Source organism: Candidatus Wallbacteria bacterium (genome assembly GCA_028687545.1).
GTDB lineage: Bacteria > Muiribacteriota > JAQTZZ01 > JAQTZZ01 > JAQTZZ01 > JAQTZZ01.
On the sequence record JAQTZZ010000001.1, the window covers coordinates 67,721 to 83,298 of the forward strand.

13 protein-coding genes are annotated in these 15,578 nt (G+C 48.4%); 9 read left to right on the forward strand and 4 right to left on the reverse strand.

The window, feature by feature from the left end; translation table 11 throughout:
• The first annotated feature begins 155 nt into the window (after positions 1-155).
• Positions 156-758 carry a dephospho-CoA kinase gene (gene coaE / locus PHW04_00325; protein MDD2714316.1) on the forward strand — a complete coding sequence of 201 codons (603 nt, stop codon included), beginning with the start codon at positions 156-158 and terminating at the stop codon, positions 756-758.
• 65 nt (positions 759-823) lie between these two features.
• On the opposite strand, the gene rfaD is transcribed toward coaE, so the two are convergent.
• Positions 824-1,813 (reverse strand): ADP-glyceromanno-heptose 6-epimerase, encoded by a 990-nt coding sequence (rfaD, locus tag PHW04_00330; protein ID MDD2714317.1) that lies wholly within the window; start codon positions 1,811-1,813, stop codon positions 824-826.
• Between the two features lie 259 nt (positions 1,814-2,072).
• Between rfaD and PHW04_00335 the strand changes: the two genes are divergently transcribed.
• The gene (locus PHW04_00335; protein ID MDD2714318.1) at positions 2,073-2,954 is read left to right on the forward strand and encodes a hypothetical protein; all 882 of its coding nucleotides are present in this window, start codon (positions 2,073-2,075) and stop codon (positions 2,952-2,954) included.
• Positions 2,955-3,014: 60 nt separating this feature from the next.
• On the opposite strand, the gene PHW04_00340 is transcribed toward PHW04_00335, so the two are convergent.
• Positions 3,015-4,280: an MFS transporter gene (locus tag PHW04_00340; GenBank protein ID MDD2714319.1), complete on the reverse strand. Its 1,266-nt coding sequence runs from the start codon at positions 4,278-4,280 to the stop codon at positions 3,015-3,017.
• A 66-nt stretch (positions 4,281-4,346) separates the two neighbouring features.
• Between PHW04_00340 and PHW04_00345 the strand changes: the two genes are divergently transcribed.
• Positions 4,347-4,766: a hypothetical protein gene (locus PHW04_00345; GenBank protein MDD2714320.1), complete on the forward strand. Its 420-nt coding sequence runs from the start codon at positions 4,347-4,349 to the stop codon at positions 4,764-4,766.
• Positions 4,767-5,344: 578 nt separating this feature from the next.
• On the opposite strand, the gene PHW04_00350 is transcribed toward PHW04_00345, so the two are convergent.
• Entirely contained in the window at positions 5,345-5,476 is a 132-nt protein-coding gene (locus PHW04_00350; GenBank protein MDD2714321.1) for a hypothetical protein, read from the reverse strand.
• 51 nt (positions 5,477-5,527) lie between these two features.
• Between PHW04_00350 and PHW04_00355 the strand changes: the two genes are divergently transcribed.
• The 6 genes from PHW04_00355 (at position 5,528) to PHW04_00380 (ending at position 14,620) form a co-directional block, all read left to right on the forward strand.
• A complete protein-coding gene (locus tag PHW04_00355; GenBank protein ID MDD2714322.1) occupies positions 5,528-7,450 on the forward strand; it encodes a DUF1926 domain-containing protein in 1,923 nt (640 codons plus the stop codon).
• Entirely contained in the window at positions 7,447-8,250 is an 804-nt protein-coding gene (gene amrB, locus PHW04_00360; protein ID MDD2714323.1) for an AmmeMemoRadiSam system protein B, read from the forward strand. The genes PHW04_00355 and amrB overlap by 4 nt, the downstream gene beginning before the upstream one ends.
• Before the next feature lie 45 nt (positions 8,251-8,295).
• Positions 8,296-8,715, forward strand: coding sequence for a hypothetical protein (locus PHW04_00365; GenBank protein MDD2714324.1), 420 nt, complete (start codon positions 8,296-8,298; stop codon positions 8,713-8,715).
• A gap of 155 nt (positions 8,716-8,870) precedes the next feature.
• Positions 8,871-10,178: a TolC family protein gene (locus PHW04_00370; GenBank protein ID MDD2714325.1), complete on the forward strand. Its 1,308-nt coding sequence runs from the start codon at positions 8,871-8,873 to the stop codon at positions 10,176-10,178.
• A gap of 2 nt (positions 10,179-10,180) precedes the next feature.
• The gene (locus PHW04_00375) at positions 10,181-11,518 is read left to right on the forward strand and encodes an efflux RND transporter periplasmic adaptor subunit (GenBank protein ID MDD2714326.1); all 1,338 of its coding nucleotides are present in this window, start codon (positions 10,181-10,183) and stop codon (positions 11,516-11,518) included.
• Positions 11,519-11,530: 12 nt separating this feature from the next.
• Complete coding sequence (locus PHW04_00380) at positions 11,531-14,620, forward strand: CusA/CzcA family heavy metal efflux RND transporter (GenBank protein ID MDD2714327.1); 3,090 nt, start codon at positions 11,531-11,533, stop codon at positions 14,618-14,620.
• Positions 14,621-14,682: 62 nt separating this feature from the next.
• Here the strand turns inward: PHW04_00380 and PHW04_00385 are convergent, their stop codons facing one another.
• On the reverse strand, positions 14,683-15,528 hold the full coding sequence (locus PHW04_00385; GenBank protein MDD2714328.1) for a hypothetical protein: 846 nt from the start codon (positions 15,526-15,528) through the stop codon (positions 14,683-14,685).
• Positions 15,529-15,578 lie beyond the last annotated feature (50 nt).

Consider the following 15,578-nt stretch of genomic DNA (forward strand, 5'->3'; position numbering starts at 1 on the left):
AAGTGGTCCGGGGTTCGGGGTCCTGGGCTCGGGGGTACAGAAGGAAAAACTTCTGATGCCTGTACCCCGCACCTCGTGCCTCGAACCTCGATCCTCGAAAGTTTTCATATGGGAACTATACTGCCTGCAAATTCTAAGCAAACAGCTTCAAAGCAATGACAAAACATTACTTTCGTCTTATCGGCCTCACAGGCCAGGCCTGCTCAGGAAAAAGCAGTATCTCGGAAATTTTACGGAAGAAAGGCTTTCTCATCTTCAATCTTGATAACATAGGACATCAGGCTCTGCGGAATGAGAGAATCAGGAATGTCCTGACAGCTGAATTCGGGACTGAAATCCTGTCTGCTGGAGAAATAGACCGGAAAAAACTCGGCAGGATCGTCTTTTCAAGTTCGAAAAGGCTTTCCCTTCTTAATCAAATCACCTGGCCCTGGATGATCACCAGAATCACTGAACTTTTGAAACTGATTCAGGGAGAGCTGACAACAGCCTTTTTGGAAGCTGCAATCCTGTATCAGGGTGGCTTTGACAAAATCTGTGCTCAGACAGTTTTTGTCAGGGCTGATCAGAAACTGTTGGAAGCCCGCTTGATTGAACGCAACGGCAGAGATTTTGCAGAAAATGTGCTGAAGCAGCAGGAAATGATGAGAGAATACGAAAAAAGGGCTGATTATTACATTGACAACAATGGAACACTGGCTGAACTTGAGAAAGCGACTGAAGAGATGCTGAGATGGCTGAAAGCAGGTGATTGGTGAATAGTGATTAGTGAATAGAGTGCCAGGTTTTCCTAACCGTCACTAATCACCAGTCACTTTTCACTTCATTTTTCAGGTTCCAGATGCTTCCCGGGCACCAGATAATTACACACATAGTCTGTTACTGACTCCTCCAACGGAGTGAATTCTTCCATGAATCCGGAAAGGCGCAGCTTGGACACAGAGGCGCAGGTGTAATACTGATACTTGGGTTTAAGCTGTTCGGGCATTTCGATGAATTCTATGCAGCTCTTGCGATTCAGAGCCGAAAAAATGGCGTCAACAAGAGCTTTCCAGGTCTGTGCCACACCGGTTCCGATGTTGTAGATGCCGTTGACATTCCGGTTGTGGTAGAAGAAGAGCGTGGCTTTGAGAGCGTCTTTCACATAGACAAAATCCCGTTTTTGCAGGCCGTCGCCATAGTTCGGGCTGTAGGACTTGAAAAGACGGACTTTTCCGGTTTGCACGATCTGTTCATATGCCTTATGCACTACGCTGCGCATATCCTCCTTGTGATATTCGTTCGGGCCGAAGACATTGAAATACTTGAGGCCCGCGATTTTTTTGAGGGCTCCGGTCTGCTGCGCCCAGAGGTCGAACATCTGTTTGGAATATCCATACATGTTCAGAGGGCGCAAGGCCTGCATACCTGTCTCGTCGTCCGAAAATCCCAGGGTCCCGTCACCATATGTCGCGCCGCTTGAAGCATAGACGAAACGTACGTCGTGAGAGAGCGCAAAGGAGCAGAGTTTCTTGCTGTACTCAAAATTGTTTCTGATCAGATAGCTGGAATCGGTTTCAGTGGTCGAACTGCAGGCTCCCAGATGGAGAATGGTGTCGATTTTTCTGCTGAGGCTTTCTTTTTCCAGTTCTGCGATGAAGTCATCTTTTTCCAGATAATCGATGTATTTCAGCGGGACCAGGTTTCTGAATTTTTCAGAGTTTCCCAGGTGATCGACGATCAGAATGTTGTCGATACCGAGATTGTTGAGAGCCCAGACCAGGGCAGAGCCAATGAATCCTGCGCCGCCGGTAACGATAATAAGCTTCTGCATAATACACCTTCTAACATTCAGAAATAGTGGTTAACTAAGTTTACTGGAAAACAGGTGAAAAGGTAAACAGGCAAAAGCATTTTAGGTTCGGGGTCCGGGGTTCGTGAGACGAGGAAGGATAGGAAGAACGCTCCGCACGCCGTACCTCGAACCTCGAACCTCGTACCTCTTAATCCCCACTGCAGCAAATTGTAACTTGAGTACAACGACCTGCAGCGGATAATTGGAATTAGAAAAAAACAGTGCATGAGGGGGAAACATGAAAAGGACTACAAAACTGACGATCGTGATCATTCTGGTGCTGTGCGGTGCACTCGAAGCAGCCACTTTCATCGCTCCGCAGGGAGACCTGTATTTCGGAGTGGTGTGTGTGAAGATCCTGCCAAAGGATGCAGGTGACTCCGTGGAAGCTGTAATCAATGGGGGCCAGACTTATGTGTATTTCGAAAGTTCGCAGGAAGCAATTGATTATGCCAAAGCCATGTACGAAGAGCCGGTGATGGAAGGGGCCAAGGGCATGGCAAATTGCAGATGGCCGAACCTGACCGAAGATCAGTTGAACATTACAGAAAAAATTTACGCCAAGCTCTGTTCCCAGACCGATCTCCAGCCCATGCCGATACCCGTAGTTCCCAACCAGAATCCGATTCTCGCGACTCACGGCCTGGTCAAAGCCACAGTCAGTCAACCGGACAGTACCGAAGAAGCCATAGTTGTCTTTCAAATGACCCAGTATCCTTTCAAGACCACTGAAGAAGCTCTGGCTGCTGCCAATGCCATGGCAGACGCGGTCAAGGCCGTGGCAATAGCCCAGGCCAGGATGGTCTGGCCCGATGTTGAGGAAGACAAGCTGATTGTGAATGTGGAAGTCACCGCATTCTCAGTGCCCGCTCCTCCTGACTTCCCGTTCCCGAATCCGCCCAATCCCCCGACTCCGCCGTCCCCCCCGGATGTGATTCCTCAGCCTGACACCAATGAAATTCCGGTGACTCCGGATGTTCCACCCCAGCCGGATACAGACGAAGTTCCAGTGAATCCTGATGTTCCGGTTCCTCCGACTCCCCCGACTCCTCCGAGTCCTCCGGATATCCCGCCTCCACCGGATACAGACGAAACACCAGTGCTGCCAAGTTCCAACTGAGATAAAAACAGGAATTCAAACAGAACGGGGCTGTCCCAAAAGTCGGACAGCCTTGTTCATTTAAAGCTGAATGCCTTGGTTCGTATTCTTAGCCAGTTCCAACCTGATACGAGGGAGTCTGCTCATGTAAAGAAGCGCGGAAAGTACACAGACCGCACCGTCGAAGATCAGAGTGTTTTGAATGCCGATCCTGTCCACCATGAGGCCTGCCAGAAAATTCCCGAAAGGCATGATGCCCATGGAACACATCACGTAAAAGCTCACGATCCTGCCGCGCATCTGATCTGGGACAATGCTCTGGATCAGGGTGTTGCTGGAAATGCCCTGCATCACGAGCGCACAACCGATCAGCACCATATTGAGCAGTGCCAGGTGGTAGAAATTAGTCTGCGAAAGCGTCAGCAGCCCGATCCCGATCAGGAAAGAGGCCTTCGGGATCAGAGATTCCAGGTTTTTAGTGGATTTGCGGGAGGCCATATAGGTCGCGGAAAACAGAGCGCCTATGCCCATCGCTGACATCAGGAATCCAAAGACGTCGGCTTCCATGTGCAATACTGTTTTCACGAAGATCGGCAGCAATGTGCGGTAACTCATGCCCACCAGGTTGACGCAGATTAAAAGGATCAAAAGATGCTTGACAGGCATGGAATGTGTGATGTAGCGGAGGCCCTCGCTGAAATCGGATTTAAAGCATTTTATCGGCAATTTTTCCTGATACGACACGCGGATCAAGAAGAGTGCCATAATCACTGCCATGAAAGAGAGCGCATTCAGTAAAAAACAGCTTCCTTCGCCGACCAGCAGGATCACGAGGCCGGCGATGGCCGGGCCTACCAGGCGGGAAGTGTTGAACAGCACTGAATTGAGGGCGAGTGCGTTGCTCAGCATGTCGCGGTCGTCGAGCATTTCCACGATGAAAGACTGGCGGGTGGGTGTCTCAAAAGCCGCGATCAGGCCGGAAAAAAGGGAGAGCACCATGATCTGAGGCACTGTGATCAGGCCGGAGATGGTGAGATAAGCCAGAACAAAAGCCTGGATCATGAACAAAGTCTGCAGCACGATGATCATTTTCTGCTTGTTGAATCTGTCTGCCAGCACACCGGCGGTGGTGGCCAGTATGAACATGGGCAGGTCGCCGATGAAGGCTACAGTGCCGAGCAGGAAGGCGTCGTGCGTCAGGCGGTAAACCAGCCAGGAGAGGCCGATGCTCTGCATCCAGGAGCCGATCTGGGAGATGAGCTGCCCGATGAAGAAAAGCCGGTAATTCCGGTTTTTCAGAGCCCGCCCTGAGGAAGCAATATGATTAAGCAGCGAAGGGGCTTCCATGGCAATCAATCTATGCTATTGAACCGTTTTTTGCAAAAAGAGGGGGATTTTGAAATAATTAAAGTGATGCGAAGACAATTAACGATTTTTTTGATATTGGTGATTTTTTCACTGGCATATTTAGAGATTTCATACGAAAAATACAGGCACGATGTTAGAGGCATTGATTCCTGGATTTTCGGGAAGGAAAGCGAGAATTTGCGGCATACCTATGCTTGCCTGGCAAATCTGAGAGTCATTGAAACTGCCATGGAGATATACAGAATGGGAAATCCTCAGTGGAAGAGCAGCGGGATCAAGATGGATGAATTGTATAAGCAAAATCAGGATAACAGATTGCCTGTCTGCCCGGATGGCGGTGTTTACGAGGTTAATAAAACACAGAACGAAGACTACATCTCCTGCTGCTCCTTCCACAACACGATTGATGAATATTTTCCGCATGGCAGAATCGGATACTGGAGATATTTATTCGGTTTTGAATGAGAATGAAATCGTTTCCAAACGAGATTAATGTCTCTTTTTGATACCAGCATGTTTCATTTTGATAAATAAATTTGACCTGGTTCCAGTTAGAATTGCCAAAACCCTTATAATTGCGGCATGTTACAATGTGGCATGGAAAATGTTTAAAACCGTTCATGCAATTCAACGGTATTCAACATCACAGACAGTCGATCAGGCTGCGTGATTTTGATTATGCATCGTCAGGCGGGTATTTTGTGACAATCTGCACATACAACAGGGAATGGGTGTTTGGAAACGTCAGAGACAGGGAAATTATTTTAAACGAATCCGGGGAAATTGCACAGGTTTGCCTGAATGAAATTCCATGTCATTTCCGCAATGTCCGAATGGATGCATTTGTTGTAATGCCAGATCATGTCCATATGATTATTATCGTTGGTGATGAGGGATCGTTTGAAAATCACGAAATTGGTCGGGATGCAAATATTCGTAGGGGCGCAGCATGCTGCGCCCCTACGAATACGGGTACCCCTACGAACACGAAACACGATCGATTTTTTTTCGTAAAACCTGGATCATTGTCCGCAATCATTCGATCATACAAATCCGCGGTGACAAAATGCATCAATGAAATCCGTAACATACCAGGCCAGCCCGTCTGGCAGAAAAATTATCATGAACGTGTAATCCGTGTCTGCGAATTTGACCGCATCAGGAAATACATCCATGAAAATCCAATTCAATTTGCCTACCGCCCTGATTTCCGTTAGAATTTCTGCGTGAATACCGAGAATCCAGTTAAAATCGCAATCGTGATCCACAACCATCAGCCTGTTGGTAATTTCCCCGAGGTTTTCGAGGAGAATTTCAACACCTCTTATCTGCCTTTTGTGCGTGTGCTGCAGGATCATCCCGACATCCTTTGTACCTTCCATTTTTCAGGGCCTCTCTTGGATTTCCTGATTGATAAACATCCTGAATATCTGGATCTGTTGCGTATGCTTAAAAAACGCGGCCAGATCAGATTTCTGGCTGGCGGCTATTTCGAGCCGATCCTGGCCCTGATTCCGCCTGAAGACCGGATCGGGCAGATCAACAAAATGAAAAAGGCGCTGGCTGACCAGTTTGGCGAAAAAACCACAGGCATCTGGCTTGCGGAACGCATCTGGGAAGACTCGATCATCCCTGAACTCGCTGCCACTGGCATCCTGTACACCCTGCTCGACGAAGAGCATTTCGAGGTGGCAGGCATCGAGAATCCGGCAGGCTATTATGTCACTGACTATTTCGGGAAACCCCTAAACCTCTTCCCGATCAGCAGAAAAATGCGTTATGCCACTCCCTGGCAGAAAGTTCCGCAGGTGATCGAGGAAATCCGGAAGACCGCAGCGGTGAATCCACTGCAGATCATCGCGGATGACGGCGAGAAATTCGGGGCCTGGCCGGGATGCTTCGAACTGGTTTATAAAAACGGCTGGCTGGACGACTTTTTTTCCCAGCTCGTGAAGCACAAGATCGAGACGGTTTTTCTTGAAGATCAGATTAATGAAAACCCGCCTACAGGCAGAGTCTATCTCCAGCCATCAGGTTATGATTCCATGAACATCTGGGCGCTGTCTGTCGCAGACCGCTGGAATTACGAATTTTACCAGGAGTCGCTGACAGACGAAAAACTGAAAAAAATCCTGCAGAAAGGTTATTTCAAGAATTTCCTGGTCAAGTATCCTGAATCCAACCTGATGCATAAGAAAATGCTGCAAATGCGCGGATTCGCCGATAATGAAACCGCGCTGGAACTTATCTATGCCGCGCAATGCAACTGTGTTTACTGGCACGGCCTGTTCGGCGGGATCTACCTGCCTGTCCTGCGCGAGGCAGTTTACGAACGGCTGATCGCAGCCCAGGCTGCCTGCAGAGATTTGAAATATCCCATCCTGCAGGTCGCTGACCTGGATCAGGACGGGCAGAATGAAGTTTTCTGTTCCGACGGGGAGCAGAATTTTTATTTCACGCCAACCGGAGGTTCTCTATACGAATGGGATCTGATTCAGGAAAAAAACAACCTGATCAACACCTTTTCCCGGAAACCCGAGATTTATCATCGCGAGGCTTATGAGAAGCTGAGCGACAGGCTCTGCTACGATGCCTATCAGCGTCACTGCTGCCTGGATCATTTCCTGGCTCCAGATACTGTAAAATCCCAGTTCGACCGCGCCAAATACGGAGAGCAGGGAGACTTTCTGGCCGGTGCCTATAAGATCCTGGAGGCCCAGCCAGGCGGAATCAGGCTGGAGCGCACCGGCATTGTGATTACTGAAGAAGGCTGTCACAGTCTGTCTGTTCGCAAAGATTACCGCATGTCAAAGAACGGGCTGGAACTGACTGTGGCTTTGCGCAACCTGAGCGGGGCGCTGATCCAGACCTGGTATGGCCTGGAATTGAATCTCTCTTTTCCTGAATATGAACTGGGAGAGACGATTGAATCGGAAATCACTCAGATCCGGTTGGACGGACCCCGGATTTCCCTGGAGATCAGCTCTTCAGAAGCCATGGATTGCTGGGGAGAACCTGTGTTCACTGTCACGAAGAATTTTCAGGATTTCGAACTGATCCGTCAGGGCTATGCCCTGCTTCTGCATAAGAAGATCGAACTGGATGATAAGATCAGAGAATTCAGATTCACGCTGAGGAGATCTAAATGAGACAACCAGTGGTAGCCGGCAAGTTTTATCCTGGAAATCCGAAGGAACTGGATAAGATGGTGGCTGATTTTTTCAGGAATGCCCGGGAGACTGAAGGATCGGCCTGGGGAATCATAACTCCCCATGCGGGTTATGTCTTTTCAGGTGCTGCAGCAGCACGGGCTTTTTCGGCTTTCGGGGAGCAGAAATTCGATATACTGGTGCTGCTTGGCCCGAATCATACCGGTTACGGCGGGGATGTTTCCATGTCTGACGAACCCTGGGAAACGCTGCTCGGAAATCTGGATGTCAGCTCAGAAATGCTAGAATTCATGCAGAAAAAGGGCTGGAAAATCGATAAAGCAGCCCACAAGTTCGAGCATTCTCTGGAAGTGCAGCTGCCGTTCATCTTGAAAAAATTCGAGAAAACCCCGAAAATACTTCCCATCTGTATCAGAGAGCATGACTTTGAAATCTGCAGGAAACTGGCGCTTGACCTGTTCGATTACGATACAGCTCATCCTGACCTGAACATCGGATATGTGGCTTCATCGGATTTTTCGCATTATCTGAAACCTGAAATTGTGAAGAAAAGGGATATGCCGGCTATCGACAGAATCACAGATGGCGATGCCGAAGGATTTTATCAGCTGGTAGCTGAAGAAGGCCTGACCATCTGCGGTGTACTGCCGATCACGGTTTTACTGTGCCTGCAGGAACACAAGGGCGGCAGTGCGGAACTGCTCTGCTATACCCATTCAGGCGAAGCCTATCCGATGCCGGATGTAGTGGCCTATGCTGCGATCGGATTTTATCCGTAAAATTAGTCTTTGACCATTAACGATAAGAACCGGTATAATTTTGTCATGACTCTTTCCAAACGTACATTTCTGTCATGCTGGCTGTTGATGATGGCCCTGGTTACGATATTGAGTTCAGGAGTATCTCTTGTTGTCTGCACTGGAGAGGATGGATTCTCGAAAATAGAAACTTCACTTAATGGCCGTTGCGCAGCAGTTGTCGGTACCAGAGGGGATGAAAACCCGTTTTCCAGAGGAGCGGACATGGAGACAGACTGCGGTGCCTGCACTGATCTACAGCTTCTTTTTCACACTAATGTAAAAATCCATCTGACACAGGTGCTTTCATGCGACGGACAAGCTATGTATAAATCGTCGATCTGCCAGGAGTTTTTTCCAACTCCAAATTTTTTGAGGTTTGGGAACACTGATTTTCTGATTCATAATTTCAACAGTCAAAAAAAATCGACGGTCCTGTTGATCTGATTCCTTCATTTTTCCAACACAAACAAGAGACCGTATAAACTTCACTTCATCCTAAATTATGGTCTCAAAACCAACCTGCGCTCTTGCCTCTTTATACTGTTAACAAATTTATGCATGCAAATGAAATCCATAACTTACTAAAAGGAGGTGCCGGTATGGCACGCAACAGGTCTGCATTTCGAGCTTTCGTGTTTTTTTTCCTGACAACCACAATTCTGGCTGCAGATTGCGGCGAACGCTGTTCGAACGATGGGAACTGTTTTGTCAGGGCTTCAGACAATCAAGCCCTTTCATGGGTTATTTCACAAGCACTTGACCGCAATCAGGAACTTCAGGCTTTATCTATTGAGATCAGGGTTGCTGATTCGCGAATCCATCAATCCGGCAGGAGCCCGAATCCTGAACTTGAATTCGAGGCTGAAGAATTTGGAGGAAACGGATCATTTTCTGGATATGGAGTGTCCACTCTCTCATGGTCCTTAAGCCGGCAGGTAGAAACCGGCTCGAAACGGGGGAACAGAGTCAGAGTCTCTAATTATGAAAAAGAGTTGCTCAAGAACGATTACGGAACCAGAAAACTTGATCTGATCAAAGCTGTCACCTCTGCTTACATTCGAGTCTGTGCGGCAAAAAAAATGGTAGTGCTGTCCAGGGAGTCTTTGAAACTTGCGGAACAGGCGCGGGAAGCTGTTTCCAGGAGAGTGGAGGCGGGTAAGGACTCAATGATGGAAAAATCCAAGGCGGATGTTTCGAAATCTATAGCCGCGATCGAACTGGGTCAGGCGGAAAGGGGACTGGAAAGGGCATTTATTTCCATCAATGAAATACTTGGAACTGAAGATTCCAAGAAAATAGAGTTCACTGCGCTTGAAGTCACAGACTTTACTTTGCCCAACCTGGAAACCAGGATTATGGATTTTCCTGATCTTAACAGATGGGAAGCAGTGAGCGGTCATGGACATGCTGTTCTGAAAGCGCAGAAGTCGCAGGCTTTGCCGGACCTGACTTTCAAAGGCGGTTTATCCCGTTTCAAGGCAAGCGATGAGTATGCCTATTTTTGCGCAGTCGCGCTGCCAATTCCGTTCACTGGAAATTCCGGAGGCATCAGGGAAGCTGAATTGAATCTTGAAAAGATCGAGAAAGAACGGAAATTTTCCGAACTTAAAATAAAATCAGCTTTCGCGTCATCATTTAACTCCCTGAAAACTTTAAGCAGCCAGACAAGAACTCTGAAAGAAGAAATCATTCCTGCATCTTTGAGTGCTTTTGAGTTGGCCAGTGAAGGATACAGGCTTGGAAAGTTCGGTTTTCTGGAAATGCTGGACGCACAGAGGACTCTGTTTGAGTCCCGTCTCGAGCTGGTCAAAGCTTCCGAGGAATTTCACCTGGAAAAAGCCGAGTTGGAAAGGCTGATCGGCCATGCCTTGGACTGCCCTGAGTTTAAAAAAATAGGAGGGAACTGAAAATGACTGGAAAATTGTTTAACTTGATATCCGCAGCATTCTTGATTATCACTCTTGTTTCATTACCGCTGCAGTCCGCAGAGTCTGATGCCGTTTCAGTTGAGGTGCATGACGAACATGCTGGAGAAGCTCCTGATATTCATGCCGGGGAAACTGCTGGAAGCCATGCTGGAGAGGCGCCCGCCGCACATGCCGGGGAAGAGCCAGATGCACATGCTGGGGAAGCACCTGACGCACATACCGGGGAAGCTCCTGGTGCACATGCCGGTGGTGCAGCAGGCATAAAGCTCACTGAAAAGGAAATGGCTGATAATGGTATTTTGATGGCTGTGGCAGGTTCCGGAAGCCTGAGCAGTGAAGTTGCTCTTCCCGGAGAGATAGATTTCAACCGCGAGAACTTTGCTTTAGTCGTGCCAAAGGTCTCAGGCATAGTATCAGAAGTCAGAAAAAAAGCTGGAGAGACCGTGATCACCGGGGAAGTGCTGGCAATCATGGAAAGCCGAGAACTTACCGAAGCCAGCGCCAGATACTTTGCGGCCTGTGAAAAGATCGAGATCGAAAAAATCTGCTTTGAGCGGGAACAGGAACTCTGGAAAAAGAAGATCACTTCTGCGGAGGAATTCCTGGATGCGAAACAGAAGCTGGCTGAAGCCACTCTGGAAAAGAAATTTGCTGAACAGAATCTGATCGCAATGGGACTGAGCGAACTTGAAATCAGCCGTGTTCACAAACATGACGGCCCTCTTTTGACAAAGTATGAACTAAAATCCACGATTTCAGGCGTGATCATAGACAGGCAGATAGTTCTGGGTGAAAAACTCGATGACAGCGCCAAACCGTTTACAATTGCCGACCTTTCCAGTGTGACTGTGAAATTCAATGTCTATCTGGACAATCTTTCTCTGGTGAGGGAAGGCATGGATGTGGATGTAAAAAAAGACAAGAACAGAGCCGGCATTTTTTCCAGGATAAATTACCTGAGCCGATTCATTGACAGCAGCACCAGGACTGCAGCGGCTCGGGCCGTTCTGGACAATTCAGATGGTTCCTGGAGACCGGGTGAATTCGTAACAGTAGTCATCAGCGGCGACGAACTGAAGATACCTGTGCTTGTCTCTAAAGATGCGGTGCAAAGCATAGAAACCGAAAAAGTGGTCTTTGTCGATTCTGGAAAGGGTTTTGTGACCAGGCCCGTCAAACTTGGCAGAAGCAATGCCTCGCACATTGAAATCATCTCCGGTCTGAATCCAGGCGAGAGCTATGTGGCTAAAGGCGCTTTTGAACTGAAAGCTAAAATTGTTTCCAGCGGGATGGATTCCCATGCAGGGCATGGGCATTAAAAGGAGATTTTCATGTTGGATCGCATTGTAGAATTATCACTCAAAGGGCGATGGTACGTAATTCTGGGGCTGCTGGCTCTGCTGGCATACGGAAGTTTCGAATACAGAAGGATGGCTGTTGACGCATTCCCGGACATTTCCCCGATCATGGTCCAGGTTTTTGCCGATTACGAAGGAATGGCGCCTGAGGAAATCGAGAGACTGATCGCTTATCCCATCGAAGCCGCCATGAGCGGGCTGCCTGGAGTCACTCAGGTCAAATCCACTTCCACATTCGGGCTGGCCGTCGTATATGTTTATTTCAGGGATGACGTGGACATCTATTTTGCCAGGCAGCTTGTAGCCGAAAGGCTTACCAGAGCTACGGCTGAACTGCCGCCCACAGAGGAGCCGGCGATACTGGGACCGATATCATCAGGCCTGGGCCAGGTCTTTCTGTATTATCTGACAATGGAAGAAGGCGCAGATCTGCAGGGAAAGGACAGGAACACCTATCTGAGGGAAATCAATGACCATGTAGTGAAAAAACAGCTGCAGAAAGTTCCGGGTGTGACAGATATCCTTTCCATCGGTGGATTTGTTTTCCAGTATCAGCTGGACATAAATCCTCATGCGCTTCAGAAATACTCGGTATCCATATCCGACATAGAGGACGCGATCCGCAACAACAACAAGAATGCCGGAGGCCAGTTCCTCGTGCTTGGATCAGAAGAATATCTTGTCAGAGGAATCGGATTGATTCAGGATCTTGAGCAGCTGAAAAATGTTTTTGTAAAGTCTGAAAACGGTGTACCTGTAAAACTGTCGGACCTTGGCACCGTAAGTTTCGGTAAAGAAATCAGGCGAGGTGTAATTACAAGAAACGGCAGGGAGGAAGTCGTTTCAGGCATGGTATTAAAACTCTGGGGGGAAAATACTTCCAGCGTGATACAGAAGCTTTATGAAAAGATTGAGGATGTTCAACGTTCTCTTCCCGCAGGAATCAAAATTGTCCCATATTATGAACAGGCGGAACTGGTCAGAATGGCTACCGGAACAGTAAAAAACGCGATTATTGAGGGCTCTGTGCTTGTAGTCCTGATCCTGCTGCTGTTTTTAGGGAACGCCAGATCGGCCTTCATTGTTGCGCTTTCCCTGCCGTTGTGCGCATTGATCGCAGTCATCTTCATGTCGATCTTCCGCATTTCAGCCAATCTGATGTCTTTGGGTGGAATCGCGATTGCAATCGGCATGCTCAGCGACGGCGCAATCGTGATGGTGGAAAATATTTTCAGGCATCTGGGAAATCCGGGCAGCAAACTGACAAAAGCAGAGGTGATTCTGGTAGCGGCAAAAGAAGTCACCAGGCCGATTGTTTTTTCGATCGCCATCATCATCACTGTATTTCTGCCGCTTTTTACACTGCAGGGCATTGAAGGCAAAATGTTCTCGCCAATGGCTTTCACGATTTCTTTCGCACTGCTTGGTTCAATCTTTGCCGCAATCGTCTTTTCCCCTGTACTTGCTCATTTCTTCCTCAAGGAAGGAGGGCATTTCGAAAACCCGCTGATCAGGCATTTGAAGGCATGTTATTCCCCGCTGTTATGCTGGGTCATCGGCAGAAAGGAAATGGTTCTGACAGCCGCGGCCTTGATTTTCTGCTTAAGCCTCCCTCTGCTTTTGAAGCTGGGGACTGAGTTTATCCCTACTCTGGAAGAAGGCGCGATTACGATCGGTGCAACCATGGCTCCTTCCATTTCTCTGGATAAGGCGACTGAAACTGTCTGGAAGCTGGAAAATCTGATCAAAAGCCATCCTGAAATAGCAGAAGTCATTTCAAGAATAGGCCGGCCTGAGTCAGGCACATGCCCGCATCCTGTGAATTACGCCGAGATGTATGTCAAGCTGGTGGGAAGCGAGTCTCAGATCAACCGCGAAATGAAGAAAAGGATGGTGGAGGAATTGAGGAAAGATCTCTCCACAGTTCCCGGTGTGCAGCTCAATTTCACCCAGCCGATTCAGAACGCATTTGATGAACTGCTGTCAGGCATCAGGGCGCAGCTGGCTATCAAGATCTATGGAGAGGATCTGGATGTGCTGCAGAAAAAAGCTGTGGAAGTCAAGGCTGCAGTGAGCAAAGTTGCCGGTCTGGTCGACCTGTCGGTTGAACAGAGCTTCGGGCAGCCGCAATTGCAGATAGTCCCAGATCGAGATGCCTGCGCCCGCTATGGAATCAATGTCGACCAGATACAGGAACTGGTCGAACTGGCGATCGGCGGCAAGGTTGTGGACTATCTCTATCAGAACACAAGGCGGGTCGGCATTCAGCTCCGCTATCAGGAGTCATTCAGAGACAATCCCGAAGCAATCGGAACACTTCTGATCAGTTCAAAAGACGGCAACCTGATTCCTCTCTCACAGATCGCGGAAATCAAGACTGTGACAGGACATCTGCAGATCAAGCGTGAAAATAACCAGCGCCGCTGGATCGTGCAGGGAAACATCCGTAACCGCGATCTGGGAAGTGTTGTAGCTGATGTAAAGAAGGCTGTTCTGGAAAAAATTTCCCTCCCAACCGGTTACTATGTGGAATACGGCGGCCAGTTTGAAAATCAGGAACGGGCCATGAAGACACTTTCTATTATTGTGCCCACAGTTATATTTCTGGTGTTCCTGATCCTGTGGATCGCATTCAATTCTGTTTCAGACGCTTTCCTGATCATCGTAAATGTTCCTCTGGCTCTGGTCGGAGGTGTAGTCGGGCTGCTGGTTACAGGAGAATATCTCTCTGTTCCTGCTTCAGTCGGATTCATCGCCCTGTTTGGTATCGCCGTGCAGAATGGGATGGTCCTGGTGAGCTATATCAATCAGCTGTTTGCCGAAGGGCAGCCTTTGAAAGACGCGATTGTCAGGGGATGTCTTCTCAGATTGCGCCCGGTTCTTCTGACAGCCGGAGCTACCATTCTGGGAGTGCTGCCTTTACTGCTTTCGCATGGTGCAGGATCGGAAGTTCAGAGACCGCTGGCAGTGGTTGTAGTATATGGACTGATCACGTCGACAGTTCTCACACTTTTCATAATACCTGCATTCTATGCGCTGATAAAGGGAAAAAGTAGAACATAGGGATTTCCGATAAAAAAGGCTGCCCTTCCGGACAGCCTTTTTTGATTGCTTTTCTGAGAGTTTTACATCAGCTGCACGTCGAAGACAACGCTGAGAAACTCGATTTTCTCGACAGTCACGCTATACTGGGCGCTTACTTCAGCCTTGGCTCTGTCCAGATTTGATTTGGCCATGCCTCTGGCAGCATTCCAGGCATCATTGTAATTGTCGAAAACTTCGGTGACTCCGGCAATCTGCACGAATTTCCGTTCGCCCTGGTAATCAAAGGACAGGCCGTCAACGACCATACCCCGGAAATGTGGCACGTAATTCGCTTCGTTTCTGGTTGTAAGATTGACATCAAATGTGACTGAGATCATTTCAATCTGGTCTACAAGTACATTGTATTTCTGCGCGATACAGGCCTTGGAAGTGTCCATGCAATGCTTGGCCTGTGCCTGGGCTGTCTTGAAAGCTTCATCATAGCTGGCGAATGCCGGGGTGACTTCTGAATAGAATTCGACTTTGGAGTCGCCGTTAAAATTGAACATGAAAGCCTGGGCAACGATTCCCCTGTAATAAAGGGTTTCTCTGCCTTTGATCTCCGGAGCCTGCCTGGCGAATGTGTTTTTCTCGGAAATCCTGATCTGATTATCAGTGACCTGGGTGGAAACTCCCCAGATGCTCCTGGCCTGCTGCCTGGCTTTCTGTGTTACCGCATTAATCAGTTCTGCTGCAGCGGCAGCAGCTTCAGACTGGGTGGCATAAAGTTTGTCAGTGCATTTCTGCACCGTGATTTCCGGAAGAGTCCCGTTCTTTTCAGCGCAGACTGTGACCTGAGCAACACCGACAAATGAACTGCCTGCAAATGCCGGAACAATCGTCATTCCAGCCAGAGCCAGAATCAGAAATAAACCGTAAAGTTTCACCTGTGCCTCCTATAGATCTGTTGAAGCAATTAAACCCGGATTTTTTTAAA